The 20,730-nt window shown below is 63.7% G+C and carries 9 protein-coding genes; 7 read left to right on the top strand and 2 right to left on the bottom strand.

All coding sequences use genetic code 11. The features are described 5' to 3' along the window. The first annotated feature begins 8 nt into the window (after positions 1-8). The 7 genes from E5720_RS09450 to E5720_RS09480 all read left to right on the top strand — a co-directional run bounded on the left by E5720_RS09450 (position 9) and on the right by E5720_RS09480 (position 14,119). Positions 9-1,460 (top strand): FAD-binding oxidoreductase, encoded by a 1,452-nt coding sequence (locus E5720_RS09450; RefSeq protein ID WP_136170454.1) that lies wholly within the window; start codon positions 9-11, stop codon positions 1,458-1,460. Further along, entirely contained in the window at positions 1,457-2,221 is a 765-nt protein-coding gene (locus E5720_RS09455; RefSeq protein ID WP_136170455.1) for a decaprenylphospho-beta-D-erythro-pentofuranosid-2-ulose 2-reductase, read from the top strand. Before E5720_RS09450 ends, E5720_RS09455 begins: the two co-directional genes overlap by 4 nt. Beyond that, positions 2,222-4,198, top strand: coding sequence for a galactan 5-O-arabinofuranosyltransferase (locus tag E5720_RS09460; RefSeq protein ID WP_136170456.1), 1,977 nt, complete (start codon positions 2,222-2,224; stop codon positions 4,196-4,198). Positions 4,199-4,233: 35 nt separating this feature from the next. After that, positions 4,234-6,039, top strand: a complete 1,806-nt coding sequence (locus E5720_RS09465) for a glycosyl transferase (RefSeq protein ID WP_136170457.1) — start codon at positions 4,234-4,236, stop codon at positions 6,037-6,039. A gap of 56 nt (positions 6,040-6,095) precedes the next feature. Continuing rightward, positions 6,096-9,308: an arabinosyltransferase domain-containing protein gene (locus E5720_RS09470; RefSeq protein ID WP_136170458.1), complete on the top strand. Its 3,213-nt coding sequence runs from the start codon at positions 6,096-6,098 to the stop codon at positions 9,306-9,308. 72 nt (positions 9,309-9,380) lie between these two features. Beyond that, positions 9,381-12,692: an arabinosyltransferase domain-containing protein gene (locus E5720_RS09475; RefSeq protein ID WP_136170459.1), complete on the top strand. Its 3,312-nt coding sequence runs from the start codon at positions 9,381-9,383 to the stop codon at positions 12,690-12,692. Positions 12,693-13,168: 476 nt separating this feature from the next. Beyond that, a complete protein-coding gene (locus tag E5720_RS09480) occupies positions 13,169-14,119 on the top strand; it encodes a hypothetical protein (protein ID WP_136170460.1) in 951 nt (316 codons plus the stop codon). An 86-nt stretch (positions 14,120-14,205) separates the two neighbouring features. On the opposite strand, the gene E5720_RS09485 is transcribed toward E5720_RS09480, so the two are convergent. Both E5720_RS09485 and pks13 read right to left on the bottom strand, forming a co-directional pair. Next, positions 14,206-15,750 carry an acyl-CoA carboxylase subunit beta gene (locus tag E5720_RS09485; protein ID WP_136170461.1) on the bottom strand — a complete coding sequence of 515 codons (1,545 nt, stop codon included), beginning with the start codon at positions 15,748-15,750 and terminating at the stop codon, positions 14,206-14,208. Beyond that, a complete protein-coding gene (gene pks13, locus E5720_RS09490; protein ID WP_136170462.1) occupies positions 15,747-20,678 on the bottom strand; it encodes a polyketide synthase Pks13 in 4,932 nt (1,643 codons plus the stop codon). Before pks13 ends, E5720_RS09485 begins: the two co-directional genes overlap by 4 nt. Positions 20,679-20,730: the final 52 nt, after the last annotated feature.

Consider the following 20,730-nt stretch of genomic DNA (forward strand, 5'->3'; position numbering starts at 1 on the left):
CTATACCGATGTCCACGACAGCCGACGACGCACTCTTCCCCCTGGAACCACAGGCCGGGAACACTGCGCCGCTACCCACGCAGACCCGCACGCTTTCCGGATGGGGCCGTACCTCGCCGTCCACCGGTGAGGTGCTCTCGACTTCCGACCTGGAGCTCATCGCGAGCGCAGTCAAACAAGTCGCCGAGCAAAACGACAGCAAGCCCTCTCACCTGCGCCGCGGTGTCATTGCGCGTGGTTTGGGCCGCTCGTACGGCGACAATGCGCAGAACTCGGGCGGCCTCGTCATCGACATGACGGCGCTCACCGGCATCCACAGCATCGACGCTGGAACTCGGATCGTCGACGTGGACGGCGGCGTCAGTCTCGACCAGCTGATGCGCGCAGCACTGCCCTTCGGCCTGTGGGTTCCGGTGTTGCCCGGGACGCGCCAGGTCACCATCGGTGGTGCGATCGGCACGGATATCCACGGTAAGAACCATCACAGTGCCGGCAGCTTCGGCAATCACGTGCGCTCGATGGAACTACTCACTGCCGATGGCGAGATCCGGCACCTCACCCCGTCCGGTGAGAACGCCAACCTCTTCTGGGCCACAGTCGGCGGCAACGGCCTCACCGGAATCATCCTGCGCGCGACCATCGAGATGACGCCGACCGAGACGGCCTACTTCATCGCCGACGGTGACGTCACCCGGAACCTCGACGAAACCATCGCTCTGCACAGTGACGGCAGCGAGAACAACTACGACTACTCGAGCGCATGGTTCGATGCCATCGCGGCACCGCCGAAGCTCGGTCGTGCCGCCGTGTCGCGTGGGTCCTTGGCGAGGCTCGATCAGCTGCCCGAGAAACTGCAGAAGGATCCGCTGCGATTCAACGCGAAGCCGCTGTTGACGTTCCCGGACGTGTTCCCCAACGGGCTGGCCAACAAGTTCACGCTCGGCGCGGTCGGCCAGGCGTGGTATCTCAAGGCAGGCAACTACCGGAACAAGGTTCAGAACCTCACCGCGTTCTATCACCCACTCGACATGTTCGGTGAGTGGAATCGTGCGTACGGTTCGAACGGGTTCCTGCAGTACCAGTTCGTGGTGCCGCCGGAGGCTGTCGACGAGTTCAAGAAGATCATCGTCGACATTCAGAAGTCGGGGCACTACTCCTTCCTCAATGTCTTCAAACTGTTCGGACCGGGAAACGAAGCGCCACTGAGCTTCCCGATCCCGGGCTGGAACATCTGCGTCGACTTCCCGATCAAGGCAGGCTTGGGCGAGTTCGTTCGAGAACTCGACAAGCGCGTCCTCGAATTCGGCGGACGCCTCTACACGGCGAAGGACTCACGCACTAGCGCCGAGACCTTCCATGCGATGTACCCCCGGATCGACGAGTGGATCAAGGTCCGCCGATCCGTCGACCCCACAGGCGTTTTCGCCTCCGATATGGCCAGAAGGTTGGAATTGTTGTGACGATCGACGCTGTGGGTAACCCACAGACCATTCTTGTACTCGGCGGAACAAGCGAGATCGGCCTCGCGATCACCGAGGAGTACCTGTCGAAGTCACCGGCGCGCGTCATTCTCGCCGCACTGCCGAACGACCCCCTTCGTGACAGTGCCGTAGCGCAGCTGACCGCCAAGGGCGCAAAGTCCGTGGACGTCATCGATTTCGATGCGCTCGACACTGCGTCACACCCGAAGGTCATCGACGAAGCCTGGTCCAAGGGCGATGTCGACGTCGCAATCGTCGCTTTTGCGGTGGATTTCGACGCCGAGGAACTATGGCAGGACCAGCGCAAGGCAGTACTCGCCGCGAACATCAACTACACCGCATCGGTTTCGGTCGGTGTACTGCTGGGCGAAAAGATGAAAGCACAGGCCTACGGCCGCATCATCGTCATGTCCTCGGTGGCAGGTGAGCGGGTCCGCCGGTCCAACTTCGTCTACGGCTCCACCAAGGCCGGACTCGACGGCTTCTACCTCGGCCTCGGAGAGGCATTGCGCGAGTTCGGGCCTCGCGTCACGGTCGTTCGGCCGGGAATGGTGCGCACCAAGTTCAGCGCGCACGTCAAGGAAGCGCCGATGACCGTCGACAAAGAGGTCATCGCGAAGCTCGCGGTGAACGCTTCGCAGAAGGGCAAAGAGCTCATCTGGACGCCGGCGCCGTGGCGTCTGGTGATGATGGTTCTGCGGCACGTCCCGCGGCCGATCTTCCGCAAGCTCCCCATCTAGATGAGACGAGCGCTCGGCACGGCCTTCGAAGGCGTACTGGCCGCTCTCGTCGCAGCAATTGTTGCGACGGTCGGGTTGTATGCCTTCTCACTCGTCGAGTGGCCGGCATTCAACTCGTCCAACGTCACTCGCGCCGTGACGACGCTCGGCCAAGTCGCCTGTGCCATCGCGCTCGCAGTGGCCATCGCGCTCTACCGTCGAGGAAAGCTCGAATGGTTGGCGAAGTCACTGACGTGGGTCGGACTGTCCGGATTCGTGACGATCACCCTCGGAATGCCGCTGGCCGCAACCAAGCTGTACTTGTTCGGCGTCTCCGTCGACCAGGAGTTCCGCACCGAATACCTGACGCGGCTCACCGATTCGGCTGCACTCCGCGATATGACGTACGCGGACATCCCGCCCTTCTATCCCGCGGGATGGTTCTGGCTAGGCGGGCGCGTGGGAAACCTGCTCGGTATGGATGGCTGGGAAGTGTTCAAGCCGTTCGCAATCGGATTCCTCGCCGTCACCGCGGTGCTGGCATTCACCTTGTGGAAAGCGCTCGTAAGCGTCGACTGGGCCGTCGCCGTCAGTGCAGTGACCACTGCATTGGTCGTCGCCTATGCATCTCCCGAGGCGTACAGCGCCGTCATCGCCCTACTCATCGCGCCGGCACTCTTGTTGGCCTGGGGTGCGCTGAACAGACCGGTGGCTTCCGGTGTCGGCGGGCGCTTGAATGGCGCGCTCAAGCCATCTGATCGTATGAATGGACCATTGAAGCGGTCGGGGGGTGCGAGCGAACCCCAGCGATCGCTGGGCTCCTGGGGATGGGGAGCGGTCGTGGGCACCGGCCTGTTCCTCGGCCTGGCCGCCACTTTCTACACTCTTTACCTGGGCCTGGCTGCGTTCGCAGTCACGTTGATGGCCGTCGTATCGGCAATCGTGGGTATCAGGGACCAGAAGAGTTGGCGCGCGGCGATTCCTGTTGCCGTTCGACTCGTCGTCATCGCAGCTATCTCCGGTCTCGTTGCGCTGACCGTGTGGCTCCCCTATCTGGCGGACGCTCTGACCGGGACGCCGTCGACGTCGGGAACCGCTCTGCACTACCTTCCGGAGGCCGGTGCGACACTGCCGTTTCCGATGTTGGAGTTCTCGTTGGTCGGTGCACTGTGCCTCGCGGGAACGTTGTGGCTCGCGGTGCGGGCGGCGTCTTCGCGTCGCGCCCAGGCGTTGGGCATCGGCGTCGTCGCGGTCTATCTGTGGACGCTTCTGTCGATGGCCGCCGCGGTAGCAGGCACGACGCTGCTGTCGTTCCGGCTCGAAGCTGTTCTGATCGTATTACTGGGCGCAGCAGGTGTTTTCGGCTTCATCGAAGGTTCCAAAGCGATCTACCAGGCGATCAACGAACCGTCACGGTTCAAGATTGCGGCTGTCGTGATCGCGGCCGTCGGCGCAATGGCGTTCGCACAGAGCATTCCGCAGATCTTGCAGACCGAGATCACCGTCGCGTACTCCGATACCGACGGTGACGGCGTTCGCGCCGACAAGCGTCCACCGAGCGCGGTGTCGTACTACAGCGACGTCGACACTGCCATCCGCGAGCAGATCGGCAGGCCCCGGGACGAGACGATCGTGTTGACCGCCGACACGTCGTTCCTGAGCTACTACTCGTACTTCGGGTTCCAAGGCCTGACCTCGCATTATGCAAATCCGCTTGCCCAGTTCGACGAGCGCGCTGCAGCTATCGCAGACTGGGCGAAGCTCGAGACTCCGGACGAACTGATCGCGGCCATGGACGGCAGCGCTTGGGCGGCGCCGGATGCGTTCCTGTTCCGGCGCGGGGCCGAGGGTTACACCCTTCGGTTGGCCGAGGACGTATACCCGAACGATCCGAACGTGCGCCGCTACACCGTCACTTTCGACGCATCGTTGTTCGAGGATCAGCGGTTCACCGTCACCGATATCGGTCCGTTTGCCCTGGTCACCCGCAACACCTAGAAGAATCACATAACGTTCACGTAGCGTGCAGCGCGATGACAAACACTGATCGGACCGTGCTCGAGCAGCCGCAGACTGCCCCGGCGTCGAAACGCGGGTCGATCTCCACGCGTGTACGCACTGTGCTGATCTCGCGCGTGGACCGCGCCGACGTGGCGGCTGCCTCGTTGTTCGCGGTCCTCGCACTGTTCGTCATGCAGGGGCAATGGCGCAACCTCGGCAACGGATACCTCTACAACAGTGGCCAGGACCAGGCCATGTGGGAGTGGTTCCTCTCCGTCGCGGCGCACTCGGTCGCGCATCTCGACAACCCACTGTGGAGTGATCTGCAGAATTACCCCGCAGGCGTCAACATGATGGCGAACACTGCGATGTTCGGTCTGTCGATCCCATTGGCGCCGATCACGCTACTGTTCGGCCCCACGGTGACCTGGACGATCGGGCTCACCGTCGGTCTCGCCGGTACCGCCTACGCCTGGTATTGGCTGTTTGCGCGCAGGTTGGGAGCATCGCGCGGTGCTTCCGCCATAGGCGGTGCACTCTGCGGATTCGCCCCCGCCATGGTTTCGCACGCCAACGGTCATCCGAACTTCGTCGTCCTGTTTCTGCTGCCGGTGATCGCTTCGATGGTCATCCGCATCGCGCACGACGGCCCGACGGCAAAGCGGACGATCGCCCTCGGACTCGTCGTTGCGCTGCAGATCTTGCTCGGCGAAGAGCCATTGCTGATCTTCGCGATCTCGTTCGGCATCTTCGTCGGCGTCTTCTACCTCGGCAACCCTCGCAGCATCGTGTCCGCGGTCGCCAACGCGGCCAAGAGCCTGCCGATCGCAGCCGTGATCGCCGTCGCACTCGTTGCCGTTCCGTTGTGGTGGCAGTTCTTCGGTCCGCAGAGTTACTCGTTCATCGAGCACGGCAACATGGGCAACGACGCCAAAGCCCTCTTCCAGTTCCCGACGCAGTCCATCGGCGGAAAGGTGACGCCGGGCCAGGACGTGCGCATCAATGCCACCGAGGAGAACGCCTATCTCGGTTGGCCACTGCTCGTGCTGTGCCTCGGTGCGACGCTATGGATGTGGCGCGACGCCCGAGTTCGGGCAGCTGCCACGACCGCGGTCGTCATGGGCGTCCTCTCACTCGGGACCGTGCTGTACATCGGCAAGAACGACACCGGAATCGAACTTCCGTGGAAGTGGTTCGCGGAGACCCCGCTCGTCGAATCCGTGTTGGAAACTCGATTCGTCCTCGGCGCGGTGCCCGCACTCGCGCTGATCCTGGTGTTGGCCACCGACAAGGCATTCGGACGCGGACTTCGGCCCCTACCGGGCCTGTGGTCGATCGCGTTGGCGCTCGCTCTCGTTCCGTTGTTTCCGATGCCGTTGCAGGCGGTGGAGAGAACCCCGACGCCGGCATTCTTCGCCGACGGCGAATGGCGGGACTACGTCGACGGCGGTTCGATCGTCACCGTCCCGCTACCTCGACCAGAGGACGCCCGTCCGCTGCTGTGGCAGATCGACGCCGGGATGGGCTTCCCGCTGGCAGCCGGTTACTTCGTCGGACCGAGCGAGCACGTGGACAAGAAGGCGAAATACGGTGCCGTCGACCGAAGGACCGCACTTCTGCTGGGCTCGGTACAGAACTCCGGGACGGTCCCGGACATCACCGCTGAGCAGAAGAAACAGGCCATCGAAGATCTGGACTACTGGAACGCCGACGTAGTCGTGCTCCCACCGGGAAAGAACAACAGGGCATTGCGTGCGACCGTCGACACTCTCCTGGGCACCCAAGCCCAGTTCCACGGTGGGGTGTGGGTCTGGGACGTGCGTGCGCTCACACCCTGACACACTGACCTGCACGAAACGACCGACGGCGTGACCGTGCAATAGCATGGGCAACCGTGTCCACCGCCGCAGCCACCGCACCGAACCCGACTTCTCGGAAATCGTCGCCACGCATCTCCGCCGGAGTCGTTGCCGTCGTCGCCGGCGTCATCGCCGTGCTCGCTGCGGTCCTGACACCGCTGTTGCCGGTCACTCAGGATTCGGCGTCGATCAGCTGGCCGCAGAACGGGACGCTGACGTCCGTCGAAGCGCCGTTGATTTCCTACACACCGCTGTCTTTGGATGCGTCCATTCCATGTGCCGTGATCGAGAACGCACCGCCCGGCACACTCGTTCTCTCCACCACCGCGCCCAACGCCCCCGACGCACAAGGCGTCGGACTCGTCGTCACCCGCACCGAAAGCGGCATGCAGGCCGTGCTGCGCGAGCGCGTCCTGCTCACTCTCACCAATGCTCAGCTGGCGTCCTGCTCGTCGGTCGACATCAGCTCGACGAACACCGGATCCACCGCGTCGGCTCCGGGCACCGATGCAACAGGCGCGATCGACGGCGACGCACGACCGCAGACCGTCGGCGTCTTCACCGAATTGCAGGGGACTGCGCCTGTCGACTTCAGTGTCGATATCCAGATCGACTCGCGATTCTCCTCCACCCCAACGCTTCTCAAGAAACTCGCGATGGCTGCCGCAGTCATCTTCACCATCATCTCGCTGATCGCTCTGCACCGGCTGGACCTGCGGGACGGACGGCGCGGACGCCGTTTCTTCCCCTCGCATTGGCTACGCATCACGGTCGTCGACGGAGTGGTCGCCGGCGTTCTACTTCTCTGGCATTTCATCGGTGCCAATACCTCGGACGACGGCTACCTGCTCACGATGGCACGAGTGTCCGAACACGCCGGCTACATGGCCAACTACTACCGCTGGTTCGGTGTCCCAGAGGCTCCGTTCGGCATGCCATACTACGACATGCTCGCCGCATTCGCGAAGGTGTCCACGGCCAGCCCATGGATGCGACTGCCTGCGCTGATCGCAGGGTTGCTGTGTTGGGCCGTCATCAGCCGCGAGGTGATTCCGCGACTCGGCCGCGCAGTGCGGTCCGACAAAGTTGCGATCTGGACCGCCGGGCTCGTCTTTCTGGCGTTCTGGCTCCCATACGACAACGGTCTTCGCCCCGAGCCTGTCATTGCCCTCGGCGCCCTGTTGACCTGGTGCTCGATCGAACGTGCCATCGCGACCGGCAGGCTGCTTCCCGCAGCCGTCGCCGTACTCATCGCGGCGTTCTCGCTCGCCGCCGGACCCACTGGCCTCATCTGCGTCGCGGCGCTGCTGGCCGGAGGTAGACCGCTCGTCCGCGTTCTCATCTCGCGTGCTCGTCACGTCGGCTGGTTCCCTGTGCTGCTACCGATCCTCGCGTCGGGTGCAGTAATCGTCGCCGCGATCTTCGCGGACCAAACCCTCTCGACGGTCCTCGAAGCAACGCGGGCACGCGCCGCCGTCGGACCGAACGTTCCGTGGTTCGAAGAGCGCACCCGCTGGGACTCGCTCATGGAGATCACACCCGACGGTTCACTCGCCCGAAGATTCGCTGTGTTCGCGATGATCTTGTGCGTCATCACCACGATCGTGGTGATGCTGCGTCGAAACGGCCGCATTCCCGGTGTGGCACTGGGGCCCTCGCGTCGGATCGTGGGCATCGTGATCGGCGCGCTGGCTCTCATGATGTTCACCCCCACCAAGTGGACCCACCACTTCGGTGTGTACGCCGGTCTGGCCGCGTCACTCGCCGCCGTTGCTGCGATCGCCGTCGCATCGGCCACACGCGACAACCCACGAAACCGAACCCTGTTCACCGCAGCCGTACTGTTTCTCACCGCTCTCGCGTTCACCGGTTCCAACGGCTGGTGGTACGTCTCGAGTTACGGAATCCCGTGGTTCGACAAGCCTCCGATGATCCTCGGAAAAGGCTTCTCGACCGTTTTCCTCGGACTCACTGTTCTCGCACTGTTGTACGCCGGATGGCAGCATCTGCGCACGCCCTACCGGGCCACTACCAGGTCCGCGCGCTTCGGAGTCTCGGCTCTGACGGTCATGTCTGCCTTCATCGTGCTGTTCGAACTCGCGTCGTTCGTCAAAGGTGCGGTCGCACAGTATCCGGCCTACTCCGTGGCGCGCTCGAACCTGAACGCACTGGCCGGAAACTCCTGCAGCCTGGCCAACGACGTACTGGTGGAACAGGACCCCAATGAGGCGATGCTGACGCCGATCGGTTCCACCCTCGCAGATTCCCTCGCAGGTGAAGGCACCGCAGGCTTCGCACCCGACGGTGTCCCCACCGACCTCACCGCCGACGAAGCAGACGTATCACAAGAGAGCACACGCGGGTTCAGCGACGACACGACAACCGATCAGCCGACGTCGACATCCTCCGGATCTTCAGGCACCGAAGGCGGCACAACCGAGGGCACCGGCATCAACGGAAGCTCCGTCGCATTGCCCTTCGGTCTGGACCCCTCGCGCACCCCCGTCCTCGGCAGCTACGGCGCGGACACATCGGAGCCCGCGACCCTCACCACCGAGTGGTTCTCACTCCCCGCAGTGCCCGACGGGGATTTCCTTGCCATCAGTGCGGCCGGTCGAATCAGATCCGTCGACGCCGACGGCATCGTCGCATCCGGCCAGCCGCTCGAAGTGGAGTACGCCGCCGGCGATCAGATTCTCGGTCGAGTCACCCCGATCGACATCGGACCGCAGCCGTCCTGGCGCAATCTTCGTGTGCCCTTGTCCGAAATTCCCGATAATGCCGATCGCGTCCGACTGGTCGCAACCGACTCCGATATCTCCGCCGACCAATGGCTCGCCGTGACGCCCCCGCGCATACCGCGCACAGTCCCGCTCGTCGACGTCATCGGGTCCGATACACCGGTGATGCTCGACTGGACCGTTGCACTCGGATTCCCGTGCCAACGCCCGTTCGACCACAAAGACGGCGTCGCGGAACTCCCCGAGTATCGGATACTGCCGGATCGCAGCGGTGCAGCCGCGCACAGTCCCGTCATGGACGCTTTCGGTGGAGGCCCGCTCGGCTGGCAACAGCTCGTACTCTCCGCCGAAGTAGTCCCGACCTATCTGCGCGACGACCTCGACCGCGACTGGGGTTCCCTCGAACGGTTCAGCCCACTCGATACATCCGCAACGCCCGCAGAGCTGACGGTCGGGACCGTGACACGCAGCGGATGGGAGTCGGAGGGCCCGATCAGGGTCGAATGAAACGGGCATCTTCCCGGTTCTTTCACCATGCGAATGCGGTGAACCGATAGCGCTCGCATACCATCGTCAACCGTGCCCGACGCCGTGACAGATTCTTCCGCCGTGCCCTCCGCCTCACCGAGGAAGGGCTCTGCGGTCGATCTTCGATCCCAGGTGCGCACCACGCGCCTGGTTGCCATCATCACCGGTCTGCTCGGCGCGTTTCTCGCGCTCCTGACCCCGTTTCTTCCGGTCGTGCAAACCACGTCGACGATCAACTGGCCCGAGGCCGGTTCGCTGCAGGACATCGAAGCGCCGCTCGTGTCACAGGCTCCCATCGCCTTCACCGCTAGCATCCCGTGCAGCGCCGTCGCACAGCTACCGCCGTCGGGTGGCCTCCTGCTGGCAACCGCACCGCCCCAGGGTGAAGGGGCAGCGCTCAACAGCCTCTTCGTGCGCGTCAGCGAGGCGTCCGTGGACGTATTGGACCGCAACGTAGTAGTCGCCACAGCACCGCGTGCCGACGTCCAGGGCGCCGCATGTAGCTCCATCGAGATCACCTCGAACATCGACTCGACGTCGGCCGAGTTCGCCGGCCTGTCCGACAAGCAGGGCAACCCGCGCTCCGGACGTCTCGACGGCGACCTACGTCCCCAGGTCGTCGGACTCTTCACCGACCTCTCCGGTGCTGCCCCTGCAGGAATGTCGGCGACTATCGACGTCGATTCGCGGTTCTCCTCGAGCCCGACGATTCTAAAACTGCTCGCGATGATCCTGGCGGTCGTCTGCACCATCCTCGCCGTGGGCGCGCTCGGCCGACTCGACGGCATCGACGGCCGCGGTCACCGACGCTTCTTCCCGTCGAACTGGTGGAAGTTCACCGGCATCGACGTCACGGTCGTCGGCGTCTTGATCGGCTGGCATTTCGTCGGAGCAAATACTTCCGACGACGGCTACCTGCTGACCATGGCCCGTGCGGCCGAGAAGTCCGGCTACATGGCCAACTACTTCCGGTGGTTCGGCGTCCCCGAAGCACCGTTCGGCTGGTACTACGACGTCCTCGCACTGTTCGCCAAGGTGTCCACGGCCAGCCCATGGATCCGCCTACCCGCATTGATCGCCGGAATCCTGTGTTGGATGGTCATCAGCCGCGAGGTCGTTCCCCGCCTGGGTCGCGCAGTACGCAAATCGAACGTCGCACTGTGGACCGGTGGTCTGGTGTTCCTCGCGTTCTGGTTGCCGTACAACAACGGACTACGCCCGGAGCCGATCGTCGCCGTCGGTGCGCTGCTCACCTGGTGCTCGATCGAACGCTCCATCGCAACCGGACGACTGTTACCCGCGGCCGCCGCTTTCTTGATCGGCGCATTCACACTCGCTGCCGCGCCTACCGGATTGATGTGTGTCGCAGCACTGTTGGCAGGCGCACGGCCCATGGCTCGAATCGTCATTCGACGTCATCGCCAAGTCGGTACGTTGGCACTCGTCGCGCCGCTGGCCGCGGCAGGATTCCTCGTTCTCGTCGTCGTCTTCGCCGACCAAACCTTCGCCACCGTCATCGAATCCACCCGAGTCCGCACGGCCATCGGCCCTAGCGAGGCGTGGTACCAGGACTTCCTGCGCTACTACTACCTGTTCGTCCAGACCGTGGACGGTTCCGTCGCACGCCGATTCGCATTCCTGGTGATGCTGCTGTGCCTGTTCTCGACACTGTTCATCCTGTTGCGACGTCGACGCGTCCCCGGCATTGCGAACGGACCCGCATGGCGTCTCATCGGCGTCGTCTTCGGAACCATCTTCTTCATGATGTTCAACCCGACCAAGTGGACACACCACTTCGGTTCCTACGCAGGCATCGCCGGTAGCCTCGCGGCACTGACGGCCGTCGCCATCTCGGCCAGTGCACTCCGATCGCGCAGAAACCGTACGATCTTCCTTGCCGGCCTGATGTTCGTTCTGGCACTGGCATTTTCGGGCATCAACGGCTACTGGTACGTCTCGAGCTACGGCGTCCCGTGGTTCGACAAGACCGTGTCCCTCGGCGGCCACGAATCCGGAACACTGTTCCTCGCACTGTTCGCACTCGCCTTGGCGCTCGCTGCCTGGCAGTACCTCCGGGAGGGGTACGCGCCACCGCAACCACGAGCCACCAGCGAACGCGGCAGGCGCATCAAGAAATTCGCTGCAGCACCGCTCACCGTCGTCGCCGGGCTCATGGTTCTCTTCGAGATCCTCTCCCTCGTCAAGGGAGCCGTCTCGCAGTACCCCGCATACTCACTGGCCCGGTCCAATATCGAATCACTGACCGGCAAGAGCTGCGGTTTGGCCACCGACGTTCTCGTCGAATCGGATCCCAACGCCGGCGTCCTCGATCCGATCCCCGCCGGTTTCGACCCCGAAACCGGCCCCCTCGGCGGCGAAGACCCCTCGAAATTCACTCCCAACGGCGTTCCCACCGACCTCAGCGCCGACGCCGTGGAAGTCAAACCAGGACAGGGCAATACCGACCAGCAGAGCGTCGGGCCGGCCTTCGAAGAAGGCCAGAGCTCCGGCACCGGAGGCGGAATCGGCGACCGTGGCGTCAACGGATCCACCGCCGCACTCCCCTTCGGACTCGACCCCGCCACCACCCCCGTCCTCGGCTCCTACCAACCCGGAATCCAGGAACCCGCGTCGGCGACCTCCAGCTGGTACGCACTCCCCGAAAGATCCGACACCGCACCGTTGATCGTCATCTCGGCCGCCGGACGCATCCTGTCCGTCGACGACACCGGCGCACTGACCTACGGGCAGTCCCTCCTCATGGAGTACGGCGCGCGCCAACCCGACGGAACGATCGACGTCCAAGGCACCTACCTGCCCCGCGACATCGGACCCGCCCCATCGTGGCGCAACCTCCGCATCCCCATCGCGGACCTACCCGAAAGCGCCGATGCCGTACGCATCGTGGCCAACGACCCCAACCTCACCGGCGACCAATGGTTCGCGTTCACCCCGCCGCGAGTACCGCAGCTCGAAACGCTCAACAGCCTCATCGGCAGCGAACAACCAGTCCTGCTCGACTGGGCCGTCGGACTCCAATTCCCGTGCCAGCGACCCTTCGACCACCAATACGGCGTCGCCGAAGTACCGAACTACCGCATCCTCCCCGACCGTCCACTGGCCGTCAGCTCCACCGACACCTGGCAGTCCGGGGACAACGGCGGCCCCCTCGGCTGGGCCGAACTCCTCGCCAAGCCCGTCACCGTTCCCACCTACCTCGACCGAGACTGGGCCCGCGACTGGGGCTCCCTAGAACGCTACGACCAGTACTACCCACAGGCAGTCCCACCGACCATCGACACCTCCGAGGTCACCAGGTCGGGCCTCTGGACCCCCGGGAATCTGCGGGTGTTCGACAAGTAGGTTCACCGATGGGTGGGCCGTTGGGGCGGGCCTCACCACCCGCTTCAATGGTCCACTCATACGATCAGATAGCTTCGGGGCGCCATTCAAGCAGCGTGCGACGGGTGGTGGGCCGTTGGGGCGGGCCTCACCACCCGCTTCAATGGTCCACTCATACGATCAGATAGCTTCGGGGCGCCATTCAAGCAGCGTGCGACGGGTGGTGGGCCGTTGGAGCGGGCCTCACCACCCGCTTCAATGGTCCACTCATACGATCAGATAGCTTCGGGGCGCCATTCAAGCAGCGTGCGACGGGTGGTGGGCCGGTCATCAGGGCGGTATCGCGCCGGCCCACATAGCGCACGGCACTGACATTCAGGAGCCTTGTCTCGGCAATTACGCCGAGTTGTCCACAGTCAAAGCCTGCGTCAACACCCTTCCGGCCTGCCCTGGTCGCAGGGCGTTCGACCGTCGCCGAACTCTGCAAACTGCCCTTTATGAAACGCGGTAGCTGGGCAACGAACCGATACATCCTGGACGGCGCATCATTCAATGGCGTCATCACCCGTCGGGCACTTCGACAATGCGGAGTGTCGGACGGATCTATTACCCTGCGAACTGCTGACGGCGGCAAATGGCGTCGAATACTGCCGGGAATCATCCTGTTGCACAACGGCAGTCCCACGCTTCTACAACAGCAATCTGCCGCTTTGCTCTACGGCGGCGAACAGAGCATGCTCACCGGTGGCACCGCCGTAATGCAGCACGGCTTCGACCGTGTCGGGGGCGACGTCCACATCCTCGTTCCGGCGACCATGCGTCGAGCGTCGTCGTCGTTCGTACGTGTCGAGCGGACGCACCGCCTACCGGAACCATTACATCGTGGCCGCTTGGCCGTCGCCCCACTGCCACGCGCGCTCGTCGACGCCGCACGGGCATTGCGGCATACCGGGGCCTGCACTCGCTTGTTCGCGGAAGCTGTTCAACGCGGTGCGGCCGATCTCGACGAGATAGTCCGCGAACTCAGGGATGGCCCCCGACGTCACGGTGCCGTCGGTTGGGCAGCCGCGAGCGAACTTGCCGACGATGCGCATTCCGTTGCCGAGGTTCAAGCACAGAAGCTCTACATCACCTCGGGGCTTCCGAAAATGGTCCACAACCGCGACATCCTCGACACCGACGGCAGATTTCTCGGACGACCCGACGGCTGGATAGATACTGTCGGATTCGGTTGGCAGATAGACTCGTTCGCCCATCACCTGAGCCCTGCCGACCACGCCAAGACCCTGAAACGTCGAGCGGACATGGAACGTATCGGAGTCATCATCGTGGCGCACCTGCCGAAGCAGATCAGAGACGACCCATCAGGGGTACTGGACGACCTTCGAGCCGGCTATGCCCGTGCACTCGCCCGCCCGCGCCCACCCGTCCACATCACCCAAGCATGAACGGCGCACCCAAGCTAACCAATCGTATGAATGGACCATTCAAGCGAAAGTGCGGAGCGACCGAATGTGCGCGACCAAGCGAAAGGTCAGATCGGAAGCAGGTGATGCTTCCGCGGATTCTTGAACACCTCTTTGTTCTCGAGCAACTTGAGTGCTTTGCGGAGTTCGAGGCGCGTCTGGGACGGTTCGATAACGGCATCGATGTAACCGCGTTCGGCTGCGACCCATGGTGTTGCGACGTGCTCGTTGTAGAAGTTGATGAGCTGAGCTCGCACTGCCGGGGCGTTGTCTCCTGCCGCGGCGAGTTGCTTGCGGCCGATGATGTTGACGGCACCCTCTGCGCCCATGACGGCGATACGGCCGGTCGGCCAAGCGAAGTTGATGTCCGCACCCAGTTGCTTGCAGCCCATGACCGCGTAGCCGCCACCGTAGGCTTTGCGAACCACGACGGTGACCTTGGGAACCGATGCTTCGATGTAGGAGAAGAGGAATCGTCCGCCGCGCTTGATGACGCCGACCTTCTCCTGATCGACACCGGGCAGGAAGCCTGGAGTGTCGACAATGAAGACGAGCGGGATGTTGTAGGCGTCGCAGATCCGGATGAAGCGTGCTGCTTTGTCCGAGCCATCGGCGTCGAGTGCTCCGGACAGGAACATCGGCTGATTGGCGACGACGCCGACCGATTTGCCGTCGACGCGGGTGAGTCCGGTGATGACGTTCGGTGCGATTCCCGTGGACATCTCGTGGAATTCGCCGTCGTCGAACATGCGAAGGATGATGTCGTGCATGTCGTAGCCGGCGTTGTCGGCGTCGGGCATGACCTTGTCCAGCAACAGGTCCGACTCGGTGATCTCGGGCTCGATACCCGGATTGACCACGGGCGGGTCTTCCTGGCAGCTCGACGGCATGTAGCTCAGGTAGTTCCGTACCCAGGCGAATGCGGCTTCTTCGTCCACGGCAACGTGGTGGACGTTGCCGTATTCGGCCTGCTTGCGTGCACTTCCGAGTTCGTCGAGGCTGACGTCCTCTCCGGTGACGGACTTGATGACGTCCGGCCCGGTGACGAACATGTACGCCTCTTCGGTGGCGACGACGACATCGGTGTTGATGGGTGCGTAGACCGCGCCGCCTGCACACTTGCCGAGGATGATCGATACCTGCGGGCACATGCCGGACAACGGCTCGTGCCGACGGCCTAGCTCGGCATACCACGCGAGTGAGGTGACGGCGTCCTGCACGCGCGCGCCGCCGGAGTCGTTGATTCCGATGACCGGGCAACCGACCTTGATCGCGAAGTCCATGATGCCCGCGACCTTTCGCCCGAACATCTCGCCGACGGTGCCGCCGAAGACGGTCTGATCGTGGGAGAACACGGCAACCGGTCGCCCGTCGATGGTGCCGTGCCCGGTGACAACTCCGTCGCTGTACAGCGCGGTGGGATCGTTCGGAGCCTTGACCAGTGCACCGATCTCGATGAAGCTGCCCGGGTCCAGTAGCGAGTCCACGCGTTGTCGAGCGCTCGCGATGCCCTTCTTCGCCCGCTTGGCGATGCCTATCTCACCCGCCGGCTCTTTGGCGAGTTCGAGGTTGGCACGCAGATCGGCCAACTTTTCGGCGGTGGTACCACTCAAGGCTTAGCTCCTGACTCGATTTCTTCGAGCTTCTTCGTCATGTGTGCCGCGATTCTGCCAATGTACGGCTCGTCGACGATCGCAAGGTGATCGCCTCCGATCTCGACGATCTCGAGGTTCTTCACAACCGGCCCCCACCCACCGTGGGCTTCACGGGTGGCGTAAGCGGGCTCCAACGCGATGGCATCGTCGTGGTACTTGTCGGCCATGTACAGCGTCACGGGCCCGCTGTACGGCTTCAGTTCTGCTGTCTGAATGGCACGGTTGTCCAGCCACGAAGTGCGTTGATGCTCGATGATGCCACCGGGGATCTTCGCACCGCTGAGCTTGACGAGATCGGTGATGATGCGGATCTGGCCTTCGTCGTCGGCTTCTACCAGCTTGTCGTACGGGATCGGGTAGTCGACGTCGTAGGTCTTCTTGGCGAACGCCGCGTACCGTTCCCAGCGCTTGCGCACCTCGTCGCGAGTGTCCGGGATTTCGGTTCCTGGCATCACCGTATCGAGCAGCCCGATGTAGGCCACCTCGATGCCTTGTTCCTCCATTTGCCTGGCAACTTCGTACGCAAGGATGCCGCCGAGCGACCATCCGACGAATACGTAGGGACCTTCCGGCTGGATTGCACGGATCAGCGGCACATATTCTGCGGCCCGCACGGAGATCGGGCCTTCGACTCGTTCGAGACCGTACATCGGGGTACCTGCGGGAAGCTTCCGGAGCAGCGGCTCGTAGGCGACCGTGGAACTGCCCGCCGAGTGGAATGCGAACACCGGTGTGGCCGTGGAACCTTCGGGGCGGGCGCGCAAATTGCGTACTACTCCGTCGATTTCGCCGCCCTCTAGGTGCGGGCGCACCTTCTCGGCCAGCTGCTCGATGGTCTCCGAGTCGAGGACGTCGTCGAAGGTGACTTCGCCGCCGGCCCGCTCGGTCAATCGGGCCGCCAACTTTTCGGCCACCTCGTCGTCGAGGATCGGCAACGTGTTGAAGATGCCCTTGGCGGACTCCTTCGTCACGACTGCCCACGTCGCGAACGTCATCCGCTCGGCGTTGTCGCGGGGCGGAACGTCGGAGCCTGCGGCCTCGGCGAACCCTTCTTTGCCGCCCAGGTCCGACATCGAATCGGTTTGCGCAACAGCCGGGGTCGTGTCGGGAGCAGCTTCGACGGGCGCGGCCGGGGAGACCGAGTCACGAGCGTCGGCCTCCTTCTCCGCGGCCTGTTGCTCGGCGAGGGCCGCAACCTCTTCACGGTTCTCCAGCGCGTATCGCAGGTACTTCTCGACCTCGAGCAGGTTGGCATCGCGCACAGCCTGCAATTGCACGGTGGGTATGTCGAATTCGTATTCGACGCGATTCTTGATGCGCACAGCACTCAGCGAGTCGAGCCCGAGTTCGATCAGCGGCACCTCCGGTGGGAGGTCCTCGGGGGCATAACCCATCGACTCGGCGACGATGATCGCCAACCGGTCTTCGAGCTTCTGGCTACCGTTCGCATCCCAGCGGTCACCGAACGTCTCGACGACCTCCGGCAGCTCTTCTATCGGCGAGGTAGACGACTGCGCCACAGCGACAACGGGTTCCGGTAGCGGATCGCCGGAGGTGACGACGGCCTCGTGCAGCAGAGTGAACGCAGATCCCTGATGGGCGTGCACCTGAACGGACGCGCCACCGAGGTGTGAAGTCACCGTCGTGACGACGGTCCCGGTCTTGGGGACTGCCGCGTGTGACACCGAGTATCCGAGTTCGACGCTCGAAAGAACCTGCGAGGCAGCTGCCTTCACCAGCTCGTCGAAACTTCCGAGAGCCGATGCCTGCACCTCCCACACGTGCCGACCGTCCGGCAGCGCAACCCGGGAACCGGGAACGTGGGAGTTGCCGCTCGAGTTGACTCGCGAGTCGAGCCAGAACTCTTTACGCAGGTAGGACGTACGCGGAATGGCCGCGTAGTCGCCATCGTCGAACAGCGTCGTCAGATCGAGGACGTGACCATGGACGTACAGTTGAGCGAGCGCGGCGAGGAACGTCTCGGACTCGTCTTCCTTACGCTTGAGTGTCGGTATCAACGTCGAATCGGCAACTCCTGCAGCCCATGCCGTACCCGCAATCGACATCAGCGCGACGGGGTTGGGAGCCAACTCGACGAACGTGGTGTGACCGTCGCCGACAGCGACGTCGACTGCCTGCGTGAAGTAGACCGGGTTTCGCATGCCCTTGGTCCAGTACTCCACCCCGTGGATCGGCTCGTGGCCGGCGCGGTAGTGCGCCTGCTCGTCGACCGAGGAGTAGACACCGGCACGAAGCTTTCCGGGCTCGATGCCTGCCAACTCCGCCGCCAGCTCACCGAGGAGTGGGTCGACTGCAGCGGTGTGGCCTGCACCCTTCACATCGAGTATGCGGGCCATCTTGCCAGCGGCCTCGGCCATCTCGACGAGCGCCTCGACCTGTCCGCGTGGTCCGCCGACCGTCGTATGTGTCGGAGCCGCATAGACGCATGGCTCGACGTCGGGGAACTGATCGGTGAGCGCAGTGACCTCGTCCGGGGTGTATTCCACGAGCGCCATTGCGCCCTGCGACGCCGCACCGAGACCTTCCTGGCCTTCCGCGAGCAGTCGTGAGCGCGCGTAGATGATGCGAACCGCATCTTCGAGGTTCAACCCGCCCACGACGTATGCCGCAGCGACCTCACCCATCGAATGTCCGATGACGGCAGAAGGCTCGGCGCCATGGGCGCGCAGCGTGGCCGCCAGTGCAACCTGAATGACGAAGATGGCGACCTGCGAGTTCTCGAACTCGTAGTTCTGCGAATCGTCGAGAATGATCTCCTTGATGGAGTAACCGGCCTCGTCGAGCAGCAGTTCGTCGACCTCGTCCACCGCAGCGGCGAACGTCGTGTTGTTGCGGTACAGCGCATTTGCCATCTTGCGATGCTGCGAGCCGAACCCGGAGAATACCCAGACTGCCCCATTGGAAGCAGGCGAGTCCGCGGAGAACACGCCCTGCCCTGGCTTCCCGGACGCGATGGCACGCAATCCGGTGATGGCTTCTGCGTGCGTCGACGCGAGAACGACTGCACGAGAACGACCGTGGTTCCGTTTGGCCAGCGCCCGTCCGATATCGGCGAGTGGAGTGATGCTTCCCGCTTCGGTCTCGAGCCAGTCGGCCAGTTCCGAAGCCGTGCGCTTACGCCTGGAGGGCAGTGCGGCCGAGACTGCCAGCACGACGGTCTGCGGAACGGATTCCTCGAGAATCTGCTCGGCTTCGGCAACGGGGTCGGTGGTCTCGACATTCGATACCAGGAGGCGCGTATCAACTTCCGCCAGTGCATCTTCCGTGCCGAGAGCTTCTGGAACGGCCTTGACGTATTCGGTGACCACGACGTGCGCGTTGGTGCCGCCGAAACCGAAACCGGAGATACCGGCGATGGCCTTGCCGGTGTATCGCGGCCACTCGACTCCCTCGGACACGACCTTCAGATGCGCCTTGTCGAAGTCGATGTACGGGTTGGGGCCCGCGTAGTTCAACGAGGCCGGCAACCGGTTGTGCTGTAGCGCTAGGACGACCTTGATCAAACCTGCTGCACCCGCAGCGGATTCGAGGTGACCGAAGTTGGTCTTCGCCGAACCGAGCAAAGCAGGCTTGTCCTCGCTACGACCCCGGCCGACGACGCGTCCGAGCGCGTCCGCCTCGATGGGATCGCCGAGAATGGTGCCGGTGCCGTGAGCCTCGATGTAGTCGACACCGGACGGGTTGATCCCGGCATCACGGTAGGCGAAGCGAAGAGCGTCCGCCTGAGCGTCGGGACTCGGAGCGAGAAGCCCGTTGGAGCGACCGTCCGAATTGATCGCCGAACCGGCGATGACCGCAAGAATGTCGTCTCCGTCGCGCTCGGCGTCTTCGACCCGCTTGAGCACGACGAGACCGCCACCCTCGGATCGAATCATGCCGTTGGCGTCGGAGGAGAACGCTTTGATCTTGCCGTCCGGCGCCAGAACACCCGTCTGGCCGAAGCCGACGGTGATCGGCGGTGCTAGCAACATGTTGACGCCACCGGCGACAGCAAGATCGGATTCGCCGTCGCGCAGGCTTCGAACGGCCTGGTGCACAGCCACGAGTGCGGACGAGCATGCGGTGTCAACCGCGATGGACGGTCCGCGGAAGTCGTAGAAGTACGACACTCGATTCGCGACGATGGCCGTCGAGGTACCGGTCAGTGCGTACGGGTGAACTGCGGGGTCGCTGACGGCGAGCAACTGGTAGTCGTTGGACGAGCTACCGATGAAGACACCGACCTGCGAACCCTTGACGGAACTGGCCGGGATACGTGCATGCTCGAGAGCTTCCCAGGTGAGCTCCAGCGCCAGCCGCTGCTGAGGATCGACATTGACGACCTCGTTGGGTGACATCGCGAAGAACTCCGCGTCGAACGTCTTGACGTCGTCGAGGTAGCCGCCCTTCGTGACGGTCGCGTCGACAGCAGCCTTGATGACCGGATCGGAGGTGAACTCCTGCCACCGCCCCTCGGGGAGGTCGGTGATGCCGTCGCGGCCCTCACTGAGCATCGTCCACATCTCTTCGGGGGTGTGCCCTGCGCCCGGGAAACGCGTCGAGACGCCGACGATGGCGATGTCGTGCGAGGAACCGGACCCGTTGCCCTGGAGGTAGTACGCGTCGTCGGCGGCCTCGTCGGGAACATCGGGTTCGCCCTCGATGATGCGGGTGGCCAGCGATGCGATCGTCGGATGCTGGTACGCCACCGTAGCGGTCAACGTGACACCCATGAGTTCCTCGATATCACCGCTGAGTGCGACGGCATCGCGAGAGGCGAGACCGAACTCTTCCATCGGCCGATCGTCGGAAATCTGAGCGACCGGCTGCCCAGTTGCGTCGGCGACCCAGTTGCGCAGCCACTCACGCAGCTGCGACACGGTCATATCCGCCCCAGAGCTGTCTGTCACTCGTTCGGCATCGATCTCATGGTTTGCC

Source organism: Rhodococcus sp. PAMC28707, from assembly GCF_004795915.1.
GTDB lineage: Bacteria > Actinomycetota > Actinomycetes > Mycobacteriales > Mycobacteriaceae > Rhodococcoides.

Excerpts from the sequence above, each read along its gene's own strand:
- E5720_RS09465 (WP_136170457.1), top strand. The coding sequence starts at position 4,234 with ATGACAAACACTGATCGGACCGTGCTCGAGCAGCCGCAGACTGCCCCG.
- E5720_RS09480 (WP_136170460.1), top strand. The coding sequence starts at position 13,169 with ATGAAACGCGGTAGCTGGGCAACGAACCGATACATCCTGGACGGCGCA.
- E5720_RS09450 (WP_136170454.1), top strand. The coding sequence starts at position 9 with ATGTCCACGACAGCCGACGACGCACTCTTCCCCCTGGAACCACAGGCC.
- E5720_RS09460 (WP_136170456.1), top strand. The coding sequence starts at position 2,222 with ATGAGACGAGCGCTCGGCACGGCCTTCGAAGGCGTACTGGCCGCTCTC.
- pks13 (WP_136170462.1), bottom strand. The coding sequence starts at position 20,678 with ATGACCGTGTCGCAGCTGCGTGAGTGGCTGCGCAACTGGGTCGCCGAC.